Source organism: Desulfobulbus sp. (genome assembly GCF_031547805.1).
Classification (GTDB): Bacteria; Desulfobacterota; Desulfobulbia; order Desulfobulbales; family Desulfobulbaceae; genus Desulfobulbus.
Map to the genome: position 1 here is coordinate 173,611 of NZ_JAVBRQ010000020.1, position 19,105 is coordinate 192,715.

Consider the following 19,105-nt stretch of genomic DNA (forward strand, 5'->3'; position numbering starts at 1 on the left):
GGACCGGCACCGGCCGAACGCTCCGTTCACTACCTTAAAAGTTTTTCAAGGTCTTGTACAGCGCGCCCCGGCTGTCGAAGATCTCGACTTCCAGCGGCGACTGGCCTCCGGTCACGGTGTGGGTGGAGCAGGCCAGGCAGAGATCGTAGGGCCGGAAGGCCATCTCCACGTAGTTGAGCATGTTCGGGGAGACATCGCCGTTCTTGATGAAATGCTTGGCCGCCTTCTTCACCGCCAGGTTGATCGGGGCGTTGTTGTGGGTGGTGGCCACGATCAGGTTGGCGTCGGTGACGATGCCCCGGTTGTCGGTGAGATAGTGATGGATCAGGGTGCCGCGCGGCGCCTCGATGATCCCCACGCCCTCTCCCAGACAGGAACTCGGCTTGTTCCAGGTCTCCTTGCCGGTGATCTCCGGATCTCGGGAGAGCTCCAGGCATTTTTCGGCGGCGCTGAGCAGCTCGATGGCCCTGGCCCAATGGTAGGCGAGGATGTGATGCACCGGCCGGGCGCCGAAGGTGGCGTGGAATTTCTCGAAATGCTGCTGCGCCTTGGGGGTGTCCATCGACTTGATCACGTTCATCCGGGCCAGCGGGCCGACCGCATAGATATTGGTGCCCGGCCCTTCGACAATGCCCTTCCAGGCTCCGATCTTCTTCTGGTAGGGGAACTTGAGATAGGTCCAAGGCTGGACGCGCTCGGCAATGAAATCGAGGTATTCCTTGCCCTTGAAGGTGCCGATCACCGCCCCTTGGCTGTCGACCACCTTCTGGGTGCCGTCGTAGTAGGCGATCCGCTCCTGTTCGTCCACCGAGCCCATGTAGCCGACCTCGACCTTGTACATGTCGCCAGTGACCAGCCGCATGTACTGGTCGTTTTTCAGCACCACGTCATCGAAAACCTGAAGCGTTAACTCGCCCAGCCCCACCAATTCCTCCGACCAGGCCTCGATCTGGCGGCGCTCCTCCTCGGTCAGCCGTTTGGACCAGCCGCCGGGAATGGCCGCCACCGGGTGATTGGGCTTGCCGCCTAGCAGTTCGAAGATCTTGACCGCCAGGCCGCGCCGCCGCAGGATCTCCTTGCCGGTGGCGGCACCCACCGCGTTGATCAGACCGACCACGTTGCGCTCGGCCGGATTGGCCTCGGGCCCGACCACGAAATCGGGAAATCCGAGGGCATAGAGAATGACCGAATGGTCCTCGACATAGTGAGCGTTGAAAAAGAGTTCGCGCAGTTTGCGGCCGGTCGGCGGCGGGGTAACGCCGAAAACGCCGTCCGAGGCCTTCATCGAGGCGGTGAAATGGACGCCGCGGCAAACCCCGCAGACCGTGGACACAGTCCGCGGCACCTCCTCCATGGGCATGCCCTGGAGGAATTTCTCAAACCCCCGGAATTCGACGGTCTGAAAGAAGGCGTCGTCGACATTGCCTTGGTCGTCGAGGAAGATGGCGATCTTGCCATGCCCCTCGAGCCGGGTGATCGGATTGATTTCGATTTTCTTCATAGAGCTGCTCCTTGCAGTCGTAACCGGAACGCTTGGCGCCGGGCCAAAACCGAATGTGTTTTTGAGCGCTTGAAAGATACCCACGAACAGACCTCCCCGGTTGTTCGTTACGGCGTCCCGAAATGCTCGTGCTCCTTGTGTTCGGCGATGCGATGGTTGAGTTTCGAGGCCGTGTGGCTGTAGCGGTAGACCAGTTTGGCCATGTTGTTGTATTTCTCGATGAACTGGGCCGCGGTCTCATCGTCGGCCATGCTCGCCGCCAGCATCGAGACGCAGCGGGCGCCGAAATCCTTGACGCCAGGGACCGGGCCGCCACAGCCTCGGCAGGGAATGTTGACGTTGAGACAGGAGCCGCCGCAGTCGCCCAGGGTCACCGGGCCGAAGCACATGTAGCCCTGCTGGAGCAGGCATTTTTCCGGGTCGGGGCGGTCGTCGACGGTCCGCTTGATCTCGCCCACCGGCAGCCGTTCCTGGCCGGTGATCGCCGGATTGCGCTTGCACACATCGCACACCGCCTTGCCGGCGGTCAGCCAGGAGCCCGCCGGCGGCAGCTTGCCCGCCAGGATGGCGCCGACCAGCTGGCCGACAAAGGCAGGATGGGGCGGACAGCCGCCGACGTAGTATTCCACCGCCACCACCTGATCGATGGTCGAGCAGTTGTCGAGGATGGCGGGGATAGTCAGATTGTACTTGCCGTCGAGCATGTATTCCGGCGAGGGATAGACTCCGTCGGGGTTGTCGGTGGAAAAGGTGGTTTTGTAGGCTTTTTCGAACAATTCCGCCTTGGTGTGCAAATCGCCCATGGCGGCGATGCCGCCCATGGTGGCGCAGGCGCCGAACGCCACCAGCACCTTCGATTTCCGGCGCAGCACCTTGACGGTGTGCAGGTTCTCGCTGTTGCGGATCATGCCGTCGACAAAGGCCAGATCGATGGATTTGTCGGGCATGGCTTCCAAATCCTTGTACTTGACGTCGGCCACGGTCGGGGCCCAGAAGACGATTTCCAGCGAATCCAGGGCGTCGACCAAGGCCTCGGACAGGTCGACCACGCTCATTTCGCAGCCGGCGCAGCCGCCGGCGAGCAGAAAGGCGGTTTTCAGTTTATCTGCCATGACCGTTTCCTCCCTTGAGCGGATTGGGACCCATCTCCTGCAGGTCCTTGGTGAACTCCTCGACCACCTCGGCAAAACGGTAGCCTTCGGCGCCGGAGATCCATTCCAGGCGGAACCGGTTGCGGTCGAACCCCGAATCCTCCAGCAACTGCCCCAGGATCTTCATCCGGTTGGCGGTCTTGTAGTTGCCGCTCTTGTAATGGCAATCGCCGAAGTGGCAGCCGCCGACCAGAACCCCGTCGGCACCGTTGGCAAAGGCCTCCATAATGTATTCCGGCTCGACCCGGCCGGAACAGGGCACCTTGATCAGCTTGATCGAGGGCGGATACTTGGCGCGCAGGTTGCCGGCGAGATCGGCGCCGGCATAGGTGCACCATTGGCAGGCAAATCCGACGATATTGGGTGTGAACGACATCAGGCCACCTCCTTGATCAGACGTTTTTCGCTTTGCATCTCGCCAATGACCGCACTGCGGTCGATCTGCGAAATCGCGGCCACCTGGGTGGGATCGAATCCCATGGCCAGGGCAAGCACCTGGGTGTAGTAGAAGGTCGGGATCGGGTCGAAATCGATCAGCCCGCGTTCCTTGAGGATCGGCTGAGACATGTCGAACTGGAGGAAGCAGGAGGAACAGGTGGTGACGATCATGTCGGCCTGGGTCTCCTCCTTGATCGACAGCAACTTTTCCCTGAACAGTTTCAGCGCTTTTTCCGGATCGGTGGAGCGCATGCCGCCCATGCCGCAGCAGCCTTCCAGACGCGAGTAATGGGGAACCGTGGCTCCGGTGGCCTCGCACAGTTCCCGTAAGATGGCCGGATGATAGGGATTGGTCTCGCTGACCTTGTAGACATCGGTGGGCCAGAGGGCGTGGCAGCCGGTCTGGACCGCGATCTTCAAACCCTCGAGCGAATATTTCAAACTCTCCCGGATCTTTTCGGCGCCCACCTGGCGATGGAGGACATGGGCGACATGGTAGATGTCCGAGGTGCCCTTGAACCTGCGATTGATGGTCGCCAGCTGGGCATTGACCGCCTTGCGCCGGTCCCTGTCCTTCATGAAGTGCTTGGCCTCCGACAGGATGCCGAAACAGGAGTTGCAGCCGGTCATGATGTCCACGCCCAGGTCCTCGGCAAGGGTGATGTTGCGGCAGGACAGGACACACCAGGTGTTGAGGTCGAAGGACGGCGCCGTGCCCCAGGCCGGACAGCAGGATGCCCCCTGCAGGTCCACCGGCTCGATGCCCAGGGCCGGGAAGATCTTCCGGAAGGATTGTTCGATGTCCGGGGCCTTGAGCGGGATATTGCAGCCGAGATATAAGCCTATTTTTTCCATGCGTTGCACCTCACCTTAAAAGAGTCCCAACTGGCCCATGGGGCTGTTGTTGATCAGCGTCTGGATTTCCTGCTTGGCCTGCTCGTCAAAGGCCGAGGTGGGCGTCGTTTCCGGCAGCCCGACCTTTTTTCTCGCCTCTTTCGGATCGACGTAGACGGCATGGCCGGTCTCGAACAGATTCATCTGGCTGGTGACCGACGAGGTGGAAAAGGCCAGTTGATTGGCCTGATAGCGGCGGAAGGCGAACACCACCTCCTGCGGCCGCACGCCCTGGGGGCACACCTCGGTGCAGCGGCTGCAGGCCTGGCAGCCCCAACTGGACGAATCCTCGATGATTTCTTCCAGCTGCCCGTTGAGCAGGTGGCGGATCAGGTTGCGGCACAGCAGGGGAAAGCCGGCCCGGACCCCGGGACAGACCGCCGAACAGGCACCGCATTGGACGCACTCGCGGATATATTCGCCGCCATGGGCGATGATGGTGTCGATTGCTTCATCGATTTTTTTCTGGTCGATAATCATGGTTTGTTCTCCTCAGGCCGTCAGGGCCTCGATCTGGGCGAAGATCTGCGCTTCTTCATAACCATGGAGGACAATGGCCCCGGACGGGCAGGCCGAGGTGCAGACCCCACAGCCCTTGCAGGCCGACATCTCGATCTGGGCCCTGGGCCGGTCGGCGTAGGTGGTCATGTTGATGGCATGGTACGGACAGAGCGGGATGCAGATACCGCAGCCGCTGCACACTTCGGGGTGGACCTCCGAAATCACCGCCTCGATTCGGACCTTGCCCTGGGACAGCGGAGCCGAGGCGGCGGCCGCCGCGGCCTTGGCCTGGGACACGGTATTGGGGATGTCCTTGGGGCCCTGGCAACAGCCGGCGAGAAAGACGCCCTCGATGGCGGTTTCGACCGGTCCGAGCTTGGGGTGCAGTTCGCGGAAGAAGTTGGAGCCACAGAACTGCAGCCCGAGCTTCTGCGCCAGGACGTTGGCGTCCTTGGGCAATTCGATGGCGGTGGCCAGGACCACCAGGTCCGACTCGTACTCGATGTTGCTGGCGGTGTCGCCGTCGTAGGCCAGCACCCGGAGCTTTTCGCCGGGCAGAAGTTCCATGCCCCCGACCTTGCCGCGGAAAAAATTGATCCCTAGTTCGCGGGCATTGATGTAGTACTCGTTGTAGCCCTTGCCGCCGGCGCGCACGTCGATGAAGTGCATGTTGATGGCGATGTCCGGATACTTCTCCTTGATCAGCCGGGCCTGCTTGATCATGTACATGCAACAGACTCGCGAGCAGTAATTGTGGAAATGCTCGTCCCGCGAGCCCATGCAGGAGACGAAGGTGATAGTGTGCGGCTTTTCCCCGTCCGAGGGCCGCAACAGCTTGCCCTCGGTGGGCCCGGTGGCGGAGATGATCCGCTCCATTTGCAAGGCGGTGACCACGTTGGGCGAGGCCGGCGCCATTTCCTTGAACCAGTCCTTTTCCATCACCTGGAAGCCGGTGGCGACGATGATCGCGCCCACCTCGATCTCCTTGATCGCCCCTTGGGGATCAAAGGCGATCGACCGATTGATGGCCTCGGCAGTGCACGCCCGCTCGCAGGGGGCGAGGATGGGCCGTCCGGTTTTTTCGTTGATCTTGGGCTGTGTACCGATTTCGCGGCCGGCGCAGTTCAGGCAATGCTCGATGTCGACCACCGCCTTTTTCGGCACCGCCTGGGGAAACATGATGTAGGCCGCGCGGCGGTTCGACATGTTGCAGTTGAAGGCATCGGGCGCCTTGCCCGGACACTTCTGGGTGCAATCGCCGCAGCCGGTGCATTTGCTCCAGTCGACATAGCTCTGTTTCTGCCGGATCTTGACCTGGAAATTGCCGATGTAGCCGCTGACATCCTCGACCTCGGAATAGGCGAGGATTTCGATGTTGGGGTGACTGTGGACCTCGACCATCATCGGGGTGAGGATGCAGGCCGAGCAGTCGTTGGAGGGAAAGGTCTTGTCCAACTGGGCCATGACCCCGCCGATGGAGGGTTCCTTTTCCACCAGATAGGTCTTGTGCCCCATGTTGGCCAGGGCGAGCGAGGCGTTGATCCCGGCGATGCCGCCGCCGATCACCAGGGCGGCATCGGTGACCGGCACGAAGGTGTCTTCCAGGGGTTCGAGGTTGCGGGCCTTGCCGACCGCCGAAGCCACCACTTTCTTGGCCTTTTCGGTGGCGCCCTCGTGGTCGTGGCTGTGAACCCAGCTGCCCTGGTCGCGGATGTTGGCCATCTCGAACAGGTACTTGTTCAGTCCCGCCTTTTCGACGGCGGCACGGAAAATCGGCTCATGGGTGCGCGGGGTGCAGGCGGCCACCACCACCCGGTCGACCAGGCCGTCGCGGATGTCTTTCTTGACCATCTCCTGCCCGGAATCCGAGCACATGAACAGATCCTTGCGGGCGACCGCGACTTCGGGCAAGGTTTCCGCGAACGCGCGGACCGCCTCCACGTCGATGACGCCGGCAATGTTCGAACCGCAGTGACAGACATACACACCGACTTTCGCCATACTGGCCTCCTTTCTCAGAGTGTTGAATCTCCCAAAGGTTGCACAAGCGGCCACGTGCTGCGGTCCCGCGCCCAGCCCGCGCGGGCGAGAATCCATTCGTACTATCTATCTATTTTGCTGGCCAACTTTCAGGCAACCGAATAGCATGGCTCTCTGTAGAAAAGAATGATGTCGTTCGCAACTTTTTTCTTTTTTCGCACATTTTGCACAATTGCCCTCGCAAATTCGTGGCCTTTTCATGCGGTAGCGCCAAACCCGGGGCCACGCTTGCATCTCACAGCTTATCCCATAGGTAATTTTGATAAATTCGGCACCGAAATGAATCGATGCCTTGACGAGGAGCAAGCACGTTCCCGTTTTTTGTCGCCCATCGTTCGCCTTTTTATTTGCACAATTCGCACAGCGAAATCTCTTGATTCGCGCTTTTTTGCGTTCTTGCTTGCTAACCGGTTAAAATGACAAAGCCCGTGGCCGGGCGAGCAAGGCAAAGGAGTGGGCCGCAATCAAGCCACCTTGGTCAAGGAATGGCGAAGGCTGAAGACTCGGGACGGTATGGGGGAAGGAACAGCGGTCAATCGAGGTCGCGGCGGGTGGCCAAGGGGTGAAAAGGCACCGAGAGCGGCGCGTATTTGGGGCGTACGAGCGAGGTCAATCCAGGGGAGCCAGCAGAGGCGCCCAGCCGGCGGTCTTGCTTTCCCGGATATCGGGCACGATCACCACGGTCTCGGGCAGAGCGTAGTCGGCCAGGGACTGGCGGATTTCTGCCAGCGTATCCTGCACGATCTCCCGGGGATGATCGCCAAACAGGTTGTAGACCGTGCCCAGCAGGCGAATGCCCCTGGCCTTGATCGCTTCCAGGCTGAGGCTGGTGTGATTGATCGAACCCAGCCGCGGCGAGGTAACCAGCACCAGGGGGAGTTTGCGGGCGGCATAGTAATCGAGGAGCCGGCATCGGCCATCGAGCGGCACCATCAGCCCCCCTGCCCCTTCCACCAGCAGCCAGTCAAAATGGCCCTGCAAGGTGGACATGGCCCGGTCCAGCTCCGACAGGTCGATGGAGGCGCCGGCCATCCGCGCGGCCAGACGGGGAGAGGCGGGAAAGGGAAAGAGATAGGGACAGGTAGTCCCGTTGCGGTCGAATTCGGTGAGCGGCTGTTCCATCAGCCGGCGATGGAGGACAATATCGTCCGATATTTCCTGGCAGCCGGTCTGAACCAACTTGAGGGTCGTGACCGTATGTCCAAGTTGGACCAGATGTCGGGCCAGCAGGCCGGTGACGTAGGATTTGCCGACATCGGTGTCGATGCCGCCCACGGCGATGGTGCGATGCGGGGGTGTCATGTTCGGGTTCTCCGTCAAGCAGGCTTTTCGGCTGTCCAACTCGCCCTCACCGGGGCCGGGCCACGATGAACATGGGATGATAGGTGAGGCGGACCCCCTGTTCCCCGGCAAACCGGTCCTGGTAGCGGGCGGCAAAGTCCGCGACCTGGCGCCGGGTCCACGCCTGCTGGCCGATCGAGTTGACGCCGGTGGCCCGCAGGTGCTGGAGTACCGCGATCGGGGTCGGATACCACAGGGTTTCCCGGGTCTCTTCGACGGCCAGAATCTGGAAGCGCTCGCCAACCACGGTTTGCAGCTGTTCCAGGCTGCGATAGGCCAGGCCCATGCCGGCGATCTCACGAATCTCGTGCAAATTCTCCTTGCCGTACAGGGAAAAAGCGAACAGCCCCTCGGGATAGAGGTGCCGATGCAGCTTGTCGCACAAGCCCGGTAGGTCGTGCACCCAGTGCAGGGTCGAGGAGGACAGGACCAGGTCGTAACGGTCGGGAAGCGGCAGGATTTCGATGTCGCCGGCCAGGAAGGTGATTTTCTCGACATGGGTGCCGATCCGTCGGCAGACCGGCTGCTCGAAGGAGGCGACCAGGTCGCAGAGGGTGAAATGGTCGATCCCCGGAAAGCGGCTCAGGGTTTTTTCGGTCAAAAGCCCGGTGCAGCAGCCGATCTCCAGCACATCGGCGGGCTTGAAGCCGGCAACTGTCTCGGCCAGCAAATTAAGCAGCCGGTTCGCCACCCTCGATTGCACCGTGGCCTGCTGCTCGTAGGTGGCCGCGGCCTGCTCGAATCTGAGCCTGATGCGTTGCTTGTCGGGAATCATGGGCAATGATCGGGTTACGTCGTACATGTGGTGTAATGCCTCGCAACCCTGCAGTGCGGAAACGGCGCAAAGCGAAAGGACCGGCACAGGCGGCCGGCGAAAAAGCGGTGAACTTCCCTGGTTTTCTTCCCCTACAGGCCCCAGAGCAGGCGGCCGTCCACCCACCCGGTCACTCCCTGGCCATGCTCGACCTTGCCCCATCCGCCCTGCTTCTGCAGCACCTTGAACACCACGCCGTAGCCGGCTTTGGCGACGATGTCGGCATTCAGGTCGGGCTCCTTGCGGACATTGATTTGTCCGTCGGTCCCCTTGTTGGCCTTGACGATTGCAAATTGGCCTTTCTGCGTCGTCTTTTTATGCACCCAGCCGCTGCTGCCCTCGAAATCCCGGACCTGGAGCCATTCACCCTTGGTGCCGACCACTTCAAGCGGAAAGCCCGAGTCCAGCTTCCACAGGACTTCTTGCCCGGTACCCGGACCGGAGCGCATATTGATGTCGTCGCCGGCTATGGCCACCATCTCCCCTGCCATGACCGTTCGGGCCAGCAACAGGACAGAGAGGGCGCATGCTGGCAGGAAAGTTCGCGTGTTCATGCACAGCCGTTCAGCGCGCGGGTTGATCGAAGGGGGCAGGCCGTGTCCGCCAGACATGCCCCGCTATCTCCACGGAAAGCGCGTCGTATTGACAAGCCTCGGTGCAGCAGCGCAGGCAACGGATGCATTCGCCGCTGTTCGGCGATTGCTCGACCCGGATGTCAACGGGGCAGATCCGGTGACAAGCCCCACACTTTGTACAGTTATCCGCATTAAATTTCAACCGAATCAGGCTGACCCGGTTGAACAGCCCGTAAAAAGCGCCCAGTGGGCACAGGCTGCGGCAAAAGGGGCGGAATGAGGCGATGGACCACAGCAAAACCAGCGCCAGCAGGCTGAGCTTGTACAGATACAAGACACCCACGGCCGAGCGCAGATCCGGCATCAGCAGCACCATGGGAATGCCGGCCTCCAGGGTGCCGGCTGGGCACAGGAATTTGCAGAACCAGGGGAGCCCCAGACCGAAATCGTCGACCACGGTCAAGGGCAGGACAACGACCAACACCAGCAGCACCAGGTATTTGCCCCAGCCAAGCCATGCGGGGACCCCCAGCTTGGGCGACGGAATCCGGTGCAGCATTTCCTGCATCAAACCGAAGGGACAGGCCCAGCCGCAGATCAGCCGGCCAAAGGCGGTGCCGAACAGCCCCATGCACCCCAGGACATAAGTGCCCAGGTAGGCGTGGCCGCTCTGAAGCGCAAGCCGCGCCCCCAGCAGCAACTGCTGCAGGCTGCCGATCGGGCAGAAGGTGGTGGCTGCGGGGCAGGAGTAGCAGTTGAGTCCGGGCGAGCAGAGCACCTTTAGCGGCCCTTGATAGAGGGTACCGCTCACCGGAAAAGCCCAGTAGCCGTTACTGAGGAAGAGCCACAGGGTCTGGATCCAGAAACGCAGCCGTTCCATGCTCAGCCGATGCCGATGCAGGGCAGGCACACGGACCGTGCCTGCTCCAGCACCCGGGCCGGTTCGTCCACCGCGATCCCGATGAAGAATAGAAGCAGGAAGACCAGCAGCAGGAGCAGCGGCACCCGGCGAATGCGGCGGACAGAGGTCCGCCGTCCCTTGTGCGCGCCAACCGGTGACTCGGCCGTCGACATGGCCGTCCCTTAACCGGCCAGCAGGCCGACCAGCCGGTCGAGATCGTCGCGGGAGTAGTACTCGATCTCAAGCCGTCCCCGCCCGCCCTGTTGGACGATCCGCACCTTGGTGTGCAACTGGTTGGTCAGCTGATTGACCAGAGTGGCGCAATGCGTGGGCGACAGCTCGCCATCGGGTTGCGCGGCCTCGGTCTTTCCTGCCGCCGGTTCCGCGGGGCGGGCGGCGCACAGTCGTTCGGCGGCCCGCACCGATAGTCCCTGGTGGACGATCCGGTCGCGCACCTCCTTCAGGCGTTCCGGCTGATCCTTGAGCCGCAGCAGTACCCGGGCATGGCCTTCGCTGATCGCCCCCGCAACCACATCCTGCTGCACCGCATCCGGCAAGTGCAGCAGCCGCAGGACATTGGTGATGGTCGACCGTTGCCTCCCTACCTTGCGGGCGACCTCTTCCTGCGTAAGATGGAATTCCTCCATCAGGCGGCTATAGGCCAGGGCCTCTTCAATGGGATTGAGATCGTGGCGCTGGATGTTCTCGATCAGCGCCAGCTCCAGGCTTTCCCGGTCGCCGCCCCGATCCATCACCACCACCGGCACCTCGTCGCGGCCCGCCAGTTTGGCGGCGCGCAACCGCCGCTCACCGGCGATCAAAACGTAGCGATTCTCGTTGCTGCGGCTGACCAACAGCGGCTGAATCACGCCCTTTTCGCGAATGGAATCGGCCAATTGCTGCAACTTTTCGGCATCGAAATGGCTGCGCGGCTGCTGGGGATTTGCAGATATCTTTTCGATATCACACATAAAAAAACGATCATCCCCTTCCAGACTCTCTTCCGGTAGCAAGGCTCCCACGCCACGCCCCAAAACATTTTTCGCCATGCTATCCCCTCACCCGGTTGGCTCGCTTAAGAAATTCCGTGCCCAGTTGTTGATAGGCCTTGGCGCCGCTGCTGGCCGCATCGTATTCGAGGATGGTCTGGCCATGGCTCGGACTCTCGCTCAGCCGCACGTTCCGCGGGATCACCGTCCGATAGACTTGCTCGCCGAAGTGATTCTGGATCTCGCTAGCCACGGAGTGGGTCAGGCGGTTGCGGCGGTCGTACATGGTCAGCAGTAGACCTTCGATGTACAATTCCCGGTTGAGGTTCTTTTTCACCTTGCGGATGGTCTGCACCAGCAGGGCCAGGCCCTCTAAAGCGAAATATTCGCATTGCAGCGGGATCAGCACCGAATCGGCGGCGGTCAAACTGTTGATGGTGATCAGTCCAAGTGAGGGTGGACAATCGATGAGCACATAGTGAAATCGGTCCATGACCGAGCGGAGCACCGACTTCAAACGCTTTTCCCGGCTCTCCTGGTTGACCAGTTCGACCTCGACCCCGACCAGATCGATGGAGCCCGGCAGCACGGATAGATTCTTCTGTTTGGCTGGCATGATGCAATCGGCAGCCTCTTTGGCGCCGATGTAGCAATTATAAATGTTCTTGTCACCGCTGGTCGCCCGCACCCCCAAGCCACTGGAGGCGTTGCCCTGGGGGTCGGAATCGACCAGCAGCACCTTTTTGCCCTTTGCGGCCAGAACGGCGGCCAGATTCAAGGCCGTGGTGGTCTTGCCGACCCCGCCCTTCTGGTTCGCCAGAGCAATGATTCGCGTATCCACTAGAAATATACCCCGATGATGCTTTGTTGATGAAACATTCGGGGAGTATACTATACTCTCGCTGCCCAGAGAACCTTTCTCTTTTTCTTCAACCACATTTACCCATGTTTCACGTGAAACATGGTCCGGGACTCGCAGGTTATGGCGGAATACAGCGATGTGCTGATCATTGGCAGCGGCGTTTCAGGGCTTTCCTTTGCGCTCAAAGTGGCACCCTTTGCCCGGGTGACCCTGGTTACCAAGAAAAATAAGGCGGACACCGCCACCAACCTGGCCCAGGGCGGCGTGGCAGCGGTCCTTTCGGTGGAGGATTCGATTGAGGCGCACATCGACGACACCCTGGTGTCCGGCGATGGTCTCTGCAACCAAGACGTGGTCCGGATTGTCGCCAGCGAAGGGCCGGACCGGGTGCGGGAACTGGTCGAATTGGGGGTATGCTTCCAGAAAGGCAAGAATGGCGAAGGGTTTGACTTGGGAATGGAAGGCGGCCACTCGGCGCGACGGGTAGCCCACGCTTCGGATCTCACCGGCAAGGAAATCGAGCGGGCCCTGCTTGAGCAGATCGCGGCGACACCCAGTATCAAGGTCCTGGAAAATCACCTGGCCATCGATCTTTTGATCGAATCAAAAGCGCAAGGGCGGGAGCGGAACAACGGCGACCGCTGCCTCGGCGCCTATGTTCTGGACCGGACAAGCGGCGAGGTCGAGGCCTACCCCGCCGGCGTAACCGTGCTCTGTACCGGCGGCTGTGGCAAGGTCTATCTCTACACCACCAACCCGGATATCGCCACCGGCGACGGCGTGGCCATGGCCTATCGAGCCGGCGCCAAAGTGGCCAACATGGAATTCATCCAATTCCATCCCACCTGCTTTTTTAACCGGGAGGCAAAAAATTTCCTTATTTCCGAGGCAGTCCGGGGCGAGGGCGGCATCCTGATCAATCAGCAGGGTCAGGCCTTCATGAAAAAATACGACGACCGCGGCGACCTGGCCACTCGCGACGCGGTAGCGCGCGGCATCGACGCGGAAATGAAGGCCACGGGCACGGATTGCGTGTTCCTCGACATCACCCACAAGCCCGCGCCGTTTCTCATGAAACGATTTCCCAACATTTATGGCATCTGCAAAAAATACGGGGTGGATCTCACCAAGAAACCCATCCCGGTGGTGCCGGCGGCCCATTACATGTGCGGCGGGGTGATGGTGGACGAGTGGGGCCGCAGCTCGATTACCAATCTATTGGCCCTGGGCGAAACCGCCTGCACCGGCCTGCATGGCGCCAATCGACTTGCCTCCAACTCGTTGCTCGAAGCCGTGGTTTTTGCCCACCGGGCGGCTCTTTGGTTCAAAGGAGCCATAGAAACCACGGCCAAGCCGCCCCGCATCGAGGTGGAGCCCTGGCGTACCGGCGGCGCCGCGGTGCTGGATGAATCCATCCTGATCAAGCACAACTGGGACCAACTGCGGCAACTAATGTGGGATTATGTTGGGATTGTCAGACGAAAAAAAAGGCTCGATCTGATCCAGACCAGGCTGAGTTTCATGCTGGCGGAAATCAAGGAACATTTCTACGACTACCTGCTCACCCCGGATCTGGTCGAACTGCGCAACCTGGCGGTGATCGCCGACCTGATCGTCCAAAGCGCCAGCTTGCGCAAGGAATCGCGCGGCCTGCACTACATTCTCGATTACCCGACCAAGGACGACACCGGGTACCTCAAGGATACGATCCTGCAAAGATAAAAAAACGGCCCCGAAAGAGTGTTCCTTCGGGGCCGTTGTCCGTATTTGGTCTATTTGACCGGCTGTTTCGCCTTCTGCATCTGCTGCATGGCCTCATTGAGCTGCCTCATCGCCTCCTGCTGCTGCTCGGGGCTCAGCCCCTACTCCTTCATATCATCGGCAAGGGAAAAATGACCCAGTTTGTCGTCTGTTCGGCAAACAAGAATTGACCCACCGCCTGGTTCAGTTTTCCATTTGTACAGCGTTGAGTTGTTGCCCAAGCACCCCGGCTCTGCATTTCTCCTTGAGTCGATAGCTGTCGCCACTGATCTGGACCACATGGGCATGGTGCAACAGCCGGCCGAGCATGGCCGAGGTCAGGGCGGTGTTGCCGCCGAAAGCCTGCTCCCGTTCATCAAAGCTCAGGTTCGAGGTCAAAATCACCGAGCTGGATTCATAGCGTTTGGCGATCACCTGGAAAAAGAGATTGGCCTGGGTGTCGCTGAACGGCAGGTAGCCGATCTCATCGATGATCAACAATCTCGGGCCAAGCACGCTCCGCCGCAGGACCTCTTTGGTAGCGTCCCTGGCGCTGGGCACTTTCCAGATGCAGCATCAGGTCGGCCGCCGAGATGAATCGGACCTTGACCCCGGTTTGTGTCGCCCGATAGCCCAAGGCAATCGCCAGGTGCGTCTTGCCGGTTCCACTCGGCCCCAGCAAGACCACATTTTCCTTCCGCTCCAGGTCAAGCAACCGCTGCCGAGGAGCACCGGTGGCGAAATCGAAATCATACTCCTCAAGCGTCTTGATGGCAGGGAATCCGGCCAGTTTGGCCAGTGTGTGGCGAGACCGTCCTTGGCGCATGGCCTGTTCCGCTTTGAGGATCTCTTCCAGGTAATCGATATAACTGGTCTCGCTGGCAGCCGCTGTCTCGGCCAGATCGGGGTAGCATCCCTGAATGGCCTGGATCTTCAACTGGTCGCAAAGGATCTGGATCCGCTCGTGTGGACTCAGCATGGCGCCTCTTCCAGAAACAGGGCTTCGTACACCTGGGGCGACCGCTGCAGCGATTCCACCGGCCACAGGGGGGAGGGCATCCGGCACAACCGCGGTTGTGTCCACCGTCAATCGGGGCAGCAGAGGCTGGAGTGATCCACGCTCGATGATCAATGCTTCATCGGGCCGTTGGCCGGTCTCGCCATGCACTCGGCTGTTGGCCACCTCGGCAAGCCACTTCCGCACTTCCGCGTTGGCCGTCGCCGCATCGAGCTGCAAGCCCGCTTGGGAAAGCCGCGAGGTGAGCGGTATGTAAAAACTGTACCGCAGGTACCGGCTGAAACGTTCCACCTTGTCCTTGGTCTTTGCCCGGTACGGCCGACATAATCGGGGCACAAAGCCGAAGTGACGGGCCATGGCCCACAAGCCCCGATGAAACCGGTGTCCTTGTCACTTCAATTTATCTTTTGTACCAAACCGACGCCCATTGGTGACATCAAGCTCATAAGCGTTTTTTCGAAATTCTTTTTTACCGCCACAAGTAATTTGCTATAATTCAACCAACGCACATCAGAAATTTCGCTTTACTTTTTCTCACGAGACTTCATACGCTCAAACCAGACATAGCGTAATTTGCAAGGCAAAATCTGACCAAGAAGCATGTGGCTCAATGTAGAAAAAGAAATTTTTCACTCAGAGCCTTTCTTTGCACACCGAAGCAACGCAACAATACCCACCGGCGAGGCATTCGGCCAAACGCCGACGGTTCAGAACCGTGATCCAGAAATTGAAGTATCTGCTCCGACGGCTGGTCACCACCGGCCGGCGGTTGCAGTTGCGCTGCAGCCGGCATTTTTTCAATGATTGAGACGCCAAAGTGACCTTTGCGTTCGGTTGAAAAACACCAGTATCAGCCAACAAGGCGGATAGCCGCCCTCGACAGACCTAAAAAGGAGGTCTAGCCGAGGGCGTCACGGATCCAGGCAACATATTGCGAAACCCCACCGATTCCACCTACTAATTCAGCTAAAACAGCATTTGATTCAAAATAACCAATAATTTTGCGAGGAGAAAATATGAAAAGGATAATCATACTATTTATTGCATGTTTCATGCTTTTTATTACACAAATATGTTACGCTGAAAACAAATCACAATCGCCAAATGAAATATACAACAAAATTCTCAATTTAATTGAAAAAAAATCATTTTCACAAGCTGACTTAATTTTACGTGAAAATCTTGTTTCAAAAAAATTAACAGACGATGGCTTTCGTACAAGCGAAAAACTGTACAAAAAGTTCTCATCATTAAATGATGAAGATCTATTAAATGAATGGTGCAATGCGAATACAAACTCACATTTCTCATTTTCTATAAGAGGAAATTATTATTTACGGAAAGCATCAGAATCGAGAGGAAATGAATTAGCGAGAAAAGTAACAGAAAAGCAATGGCAAGATATGAAAAAATTCCTTGCACTGGCTCAAGCTGATTTTGAAAAATCTTACGAACTAGAGCCGCAAGACCCGTATAGTGCCTCAGAAATGATCACTGTGTGCCTGCTGAAAGGGTACCCGCGTGAAGTGATGGAAAATTGGTTTAGCAGAGCAATCCAGGCCGATAATTATTGGCTTACTCCGTATTATGGAAAGATGTATTACTTGGCGCCGCAATGGTTTGGAAAAGAAAATGAATATCAGGATTTTTGGAAGAAATGTTTCTATGATTCACCAAAAGGGAGCGCTGTTTTTTCAATAGTATTTGATGTTTTGACGTCTAGAGTTGTTCCTAGCATGTTTATAGTCAAAGCACGAGGTATTGGAAATGGAAACATCGACCAAGAAACACTAAGTATAATTCAAAAAGGAGTTCAGCGGTTAAAAGTTGATTTTCCTAAATCAAGCCTTCCCGCATACTATGAAGCACTTTTGAGTATTCGTGAAAATAATTACCAGCAAGCACTTACTTCTATAGAAAGTCTAGTTAAAAACAATCCTTCTGAGGAGAAGTACATTGAAGCGAAAATTTCACTGTTATTTATTTTGAACAAGGAAGATAGTGCTGAAAAAGAATTAAATATTTTATTGACACTTAACAAAAAATCAAAATTTGCATTGGCCAATTTAGGATCGCTAAAAATAGATAAATATAACGATATAGACGGTGGAATTAATAATTTTATAAAAATAATTGAGCAAAAAAGTGATAATTCGCACAAAAGCTTTTATTATTACACAATTGGAAACATACTTTTTTTTAAAGAAAAATATAATATCGCTATAGATAACTACACAAAATCATTGTCGCTTGATCAAGAATACTCCTTGTCCCGTTATCAACGAGCGAATGCAAAATATAAAATTGGCGATATTGATGGTGCTATTGAAGATATGTTAATTCTCAAAGAAGACAAAAAATATAGAAAAGCTTCCATTGAATTTCTTGATAAATATATGAGCAAAAAAACAGAAAAAATTACTCAAAAAAATATTAATGAGGAACTCACGTCACAAGCTGATGAAAAACAAAGTGATCAGATTGTAGATTTTCAGAGCGAAAGGAAAAAAACGATCAAACAGTCTTTAGATGAAAATTCCTTATATAACTTAAAAGATTGCGAGGGGTTTTATTATCGGAAAATGAAAGAAAAAGCCCGTGATTGCGTGGCCAGCCTTCTTAACCGTGATCCTGAAAATGGCTCTCTCTATTTTCTAGCTGGGCAAATTGCAGAAAATTTAGAATATAATTTTGATAGCTCGTCAAATTATTATGGAGCAGCTGTTAGCAAAAATCCAGAAAATGAAAAATATATATTGATATTTGGTAAATCATTATTCATGCAGCAACGATACGATATGGCTATTACTGTTTTAAGTAAACTAATCGATATGAACTCTTCAGTAGGCGAAGCATATTATTACAGGGGACTAAGTCTAGAAAGCATTGGTAACCGTGAAAAAGCAATTGAGGACATGCAACTTTCCGCTATATATGGCCCAATGATTGAAGAATCACGTATATTTGTTGAAAAATATGGAATGAGAGAACAACAGATACATAATATTGACAAGCTAGAACAGCTGGAAATACTTGCGAATGATAACTTGCAACTTGGGCAAATAGAAAAGGCAGAAAAACAATTCAACGAAATCTTGTCACTTGATCCAAAGCATAATAGATCATGGTATCAGCTTGGCGAAATATACTTTTCAAGAGGCGACAAAGAACAAGCAAGGCGCTGTTTCACTCGAGCCATTGAATTAAACAATGAAAATGATGAATATTTATCTAGAAGAGGATTTTTATTAAGAAAAATGAATAAATTTGATTTAGCCATAAAGGATTACTCGAACGCAATCCACATTAAACCAAAAGGATATCATTATATTGAAAGAGCACGGTGTTACAAAGAACTAAAAGAGTACAAAAAAGCAGAAAATGATTTAATTACATCGCTAAAAAACACAGACGGAAGCTCCACCAGCGCCTTTATTGAGCTAGGAGAAGTACTTACAAAAACAGGGACGAAGATGAAATTTAACAACGAAAACAAAAAAATACTACTGTACAGAGCAGGAGAGTATTTCAATCAGGGTAAATTCGATTTATCAAAAAATGATTATGAAGCATTTATCAAAATAGATCCCAACAACGATGAAGTATATGATAAACTCGGAACCTTACTTTTTGAAAAAATGAAAAATACAGATGCAGGTATATTAAATTTGAATAAGGCCATTGATAAAAATAACAATAAGAGCATATATTATATCAAAAGGGGAAAAATGTACCTTGCAAAAAATGACTTCAACAAAGCAAAAGATGATTTTTCAAAATCTATCGATCTGGAACCTATTAACGGTATGAACTTTTTACATCGAGGTAATTGTTATGCAAAGCTTGGACAAAAGGACCTTGCATTAAATGATTACAAAAAAGCCAAAGAAGTGACACCAAGTTTGTTTCAGCATGTGCAACCTGAGGACATGTTGAAATAATAGAAGGGTATTTTGAAAATTAGATGCAGCAATCTGCGGCGAATTAAACTATTAACTTGTTGATTTATCGAAAATATGCCATTGTTTCCATCGTTTTAAAGAACCTTGTCACCTTCTGACCCGATGGAGAGCCGCCATGATTCAGCCCGGTTTTTTTGATCTGCAGGACCGATTACACAAAATCGACAAAAACGGTGACCCGCTTACCAAGATCAAACAGGCCGTGGACTGGGATATGTTTCGTCCGGCGCTCGAAAAGGCCCGTGACAAAGACCGGCAATCCAATGTGGGGCCGAAGGGGTACGATGTCATCTTGCTGTTCAAGATTCTCATCCTGCAGTCGTTGTACAATCTGTCGGATGATGCGATCGAATTTCAAATTCTCGACCGGCACTCTTT

Annotated in this window: 17 protein-coding genes and 2 pseudogenes; 4 read left to right on the forward strand and 15 right to left on the reverse strand. The window is 55.7% G+C overall.

Translation table 11 applies throughout. The features are described 5' to 3' along the window. Positions 1 to 34 precede the first annotated feature (34 nt). The 13 genes from RMR13_RS08005 to RMR13_RS08065 form a co-directional block, all read right to left on the reverse strand. Complete coding sequence (locus tag RMR13_RS08005; protein ID WP_310600118.1) at positions 35 to 1,501, reverse strand: Ni/Fe hydrogenase subunit alpha; 1,467 nt, start codon at positions 1,499 to 1,501, stop codon at positions 35 to 37. Positions 1,502 to 1,608: 107 nt separating this feature from the next. Further along, complete coding sequence (locus RMR13_RS08010; protein WP_310600119.1) at positions 1,609 to 2,613, reverse strand: F420-nonreducing hydrogenase; 1,005 nt, start codon at positions 2,611 to 2,613, stop codon at positions 1,609 to 1,611. Beyond that, positions 2,603 to 3,028, reverse strand: coding sequence for a hydrogenase iron-sulfur subunit (locus RMR13_RS08015; protein WP_309413322.1), 426 nt, complete (start codon positions 3,026 to 3,028; stop codon positions 2,603 to 2,605). Before RMR13_RS08015 ends, RMR13_RS08010 begins: the two co-directional genes overlap by 11 nt. Next, positions 3,028 to 3,945, reverse strand: a complete 918-nt coding sequence (locus RMR13_RS08020; protein ID WP_310600120.1) for a CoB--CoM heterodisulfide reductase iron-sulfur subunit B family protein — start codon at positions 3,943 to 3,945, stop codon at positions 3,028 to 3,030. The genes RMR13_RS08015 and RMR13_RS08020 overlap by 1 nt, the downstream gene beginning before the upstream one ends. Positions 3,946 to 3,960: 15 nt before the next feature. Beyond that, the gene (locus tag RMR13_RS08025) at positions 3,961 to 4,464 is read right to left on the reverse strand and encodes a 4Fe-4S dicluster domain-containing protein (RefSeq protein WP_310600121.1); all 504 of its coding nucleotides are present in this window, start codon (positions 4,462 to 4,464) and stop codon (positions 3,961 to 3,963) included. Positions 4,465 to 4,476: 12 nt separating this feature from the next. After that, positions 4,477 to 6,486, reverse strand: a complete 2,010-nt coding sequence (locus RMR13_RS08030) for a CoB--CoM heterodisulfide reductase iron-sulfur subunit A family protein (protein WP_310600122.1) — start codon at positions 6,484 to 6,486, stop codon at positions 4,477 to 4,479. Between the two features lie 648 nt (positions 6,487 to 7,134). Then, entirely contained in the window at positions 7,135 to 7,827 is a 693-nt protein-coding gene (bioD, locus tag RMR13_RS08035; protein ID WP_310600123.1) for a dethiobiotin synthase, read from the reverse strand. Positions 7,828 to 7,873: 46 nt separating this feature from the next. Further along, on the reverse strand, positions 7,874 to 8,668 hold the full coding sequence (gene bioC, locus RMR13_RS08040; protein ID WP_310600124.1) for a malonyl-ACP O-methyltransferase BioC: 795 nt from the start codon (positions 8,666 to 8,668) through the stop codon (positions 7,874 to 7,876). A gap of 104 nt (positions 8,669 to 8,772) precedes the next feature. After that, entirely contained in the window at positions 8,773 to 9,234 is a 462-nt protein-coding gene (locus RMR13_RS08045; RefSeq protein WP_310600125.1) for an SH3 domain-containing protein, read from the reverse strand. A gap of 10 nt (positions 9,235 to 9,244) precedes the next feature. Further along, positions 9,245 to 10,165: a 4Fe-4S binding protein gene (locus RMR13_RS08050; RefSeq protein WP_310600126.1), complete on the reverse strand. Its 921-nt coding sequence runs from the start codon at positions 10,163 to 10,165 to the stop codon at positions 9,245 to 9,247. Beyond that, on the reverse strand, positions 10,138 to 10,329 hold the full coding sequence (locus RMR13_RS08055; protein WP_310600127.1) for a hypothetical protein: 192 nt from the start codon (positions 10,327 to 10,329) through the stop codon (positions 10,138 to 10,140). The genes RMR13_RS08050 and RMR13_RS08055 overlap by 28 nt, the downstream gene beginning before the upstream one ends. 9 nt (positions 10,330 to 10,338) lie before the next feature. Then, positions 10,339 to 11,127 (reverse strand): ParB/RepB/Spo0J family partition protein, encoded by a 789-nt coding sequence (locus RMR13_RS08060; RefSeq protein WP_310600128.1) that lies wholly within the window; start codon positions 11,125 to 11,127, stop codon positions 10,339 to 10,341. 79 nt (positions 11,128 to 11,206) lie between these two features. Next, a complete protein-coding gene (locus RMR13_RS08065) occupies positions 11,207 to 11,986 on the reverse strand; it encodes an AAA family ATPase (RefSeq protein WP_310600129.1) in 780 nt (259 codons plus the stop codon). Positions 11,987 to 12,127: 141 nt separating this feature from the next. Between RMR13_RS08065 and nadB the strand changes: the two genes are divergently transcribed. Continuing rightward, complete coding sequence (gene nadB / locus RMR13_RS08070; protein ID WP_310600130.1) at positions 12,128 to 13,729, forward strand: L-aspartate oxidase; 1,602 nt, start codon at positions 12,128 to 12,130, stop codon at positions 13,727 to 13,729. A gap of 222 nt (positions 13,730 to 13,951) precedes the next feature. On the opposite strand, the pseudogene istB reads toward nadB, so the two are convergent. Both istB and RMR13_RS08080 read right to left on the reverse strand, forming a co-directional pair. Continuing rightward, a pseudogene (gene istB / locus RMR13_RS08075) lies at positions 13,952 to 14,726 on the reverse strand (IS21-like element helper ATPase IstB). Next, positions 14,720 to 15,149: pseudogene (locus RMR13_RS08080) on the reverse strand (IS21 family transposase); the annotation flags it as partial. The pseudogenes istB and RMR13_RS08080, both read right to left, overlap by 7 nt. A gap of 216 nt (positions 15,150 to 15,365) precedes the next feature. Here RMR13_RS08080 and RMR13_RS08085 point away from each other — a divergent pair. The 3 genes from RMR13_RS08085 to RMR13_RS08095 form a co-directional block, all read left to right on the forward strand. After that, the gene (locus RMR13_RS08085; RefSeq protein ID WP_310600133.1) at positions 15,366 to 15,569 is read left to right on the forward strand and encodes a hypothetical protein; all 204 of its coding nucleotides are present in this window, start codon (positions 15,366 to 15,368) and stop codon (positions 15,567 to 15,569) included. Between the two features lie 212 nt (positions 15,570 to 15,781). Further along, a complete protein-coding gene (locus tag RMR13_RS08090; protein ID WP_310600131.1) occupies positions 15,782 to 18,706 on the forward strand; it encodes a tetratricopeptide repeat protein in 2,925 nt (974 codons plus the stop codon). 136 nt (positions 18,707 to 18,842) lie between these two features. After that, positions 18,843 to 19,105 (forward strand): transposase (locus RMR13_RS08095; RefSeq protein ID WP_310600132.1); only part of this gene is annotated, 263 nt, incomplete at its 3' end.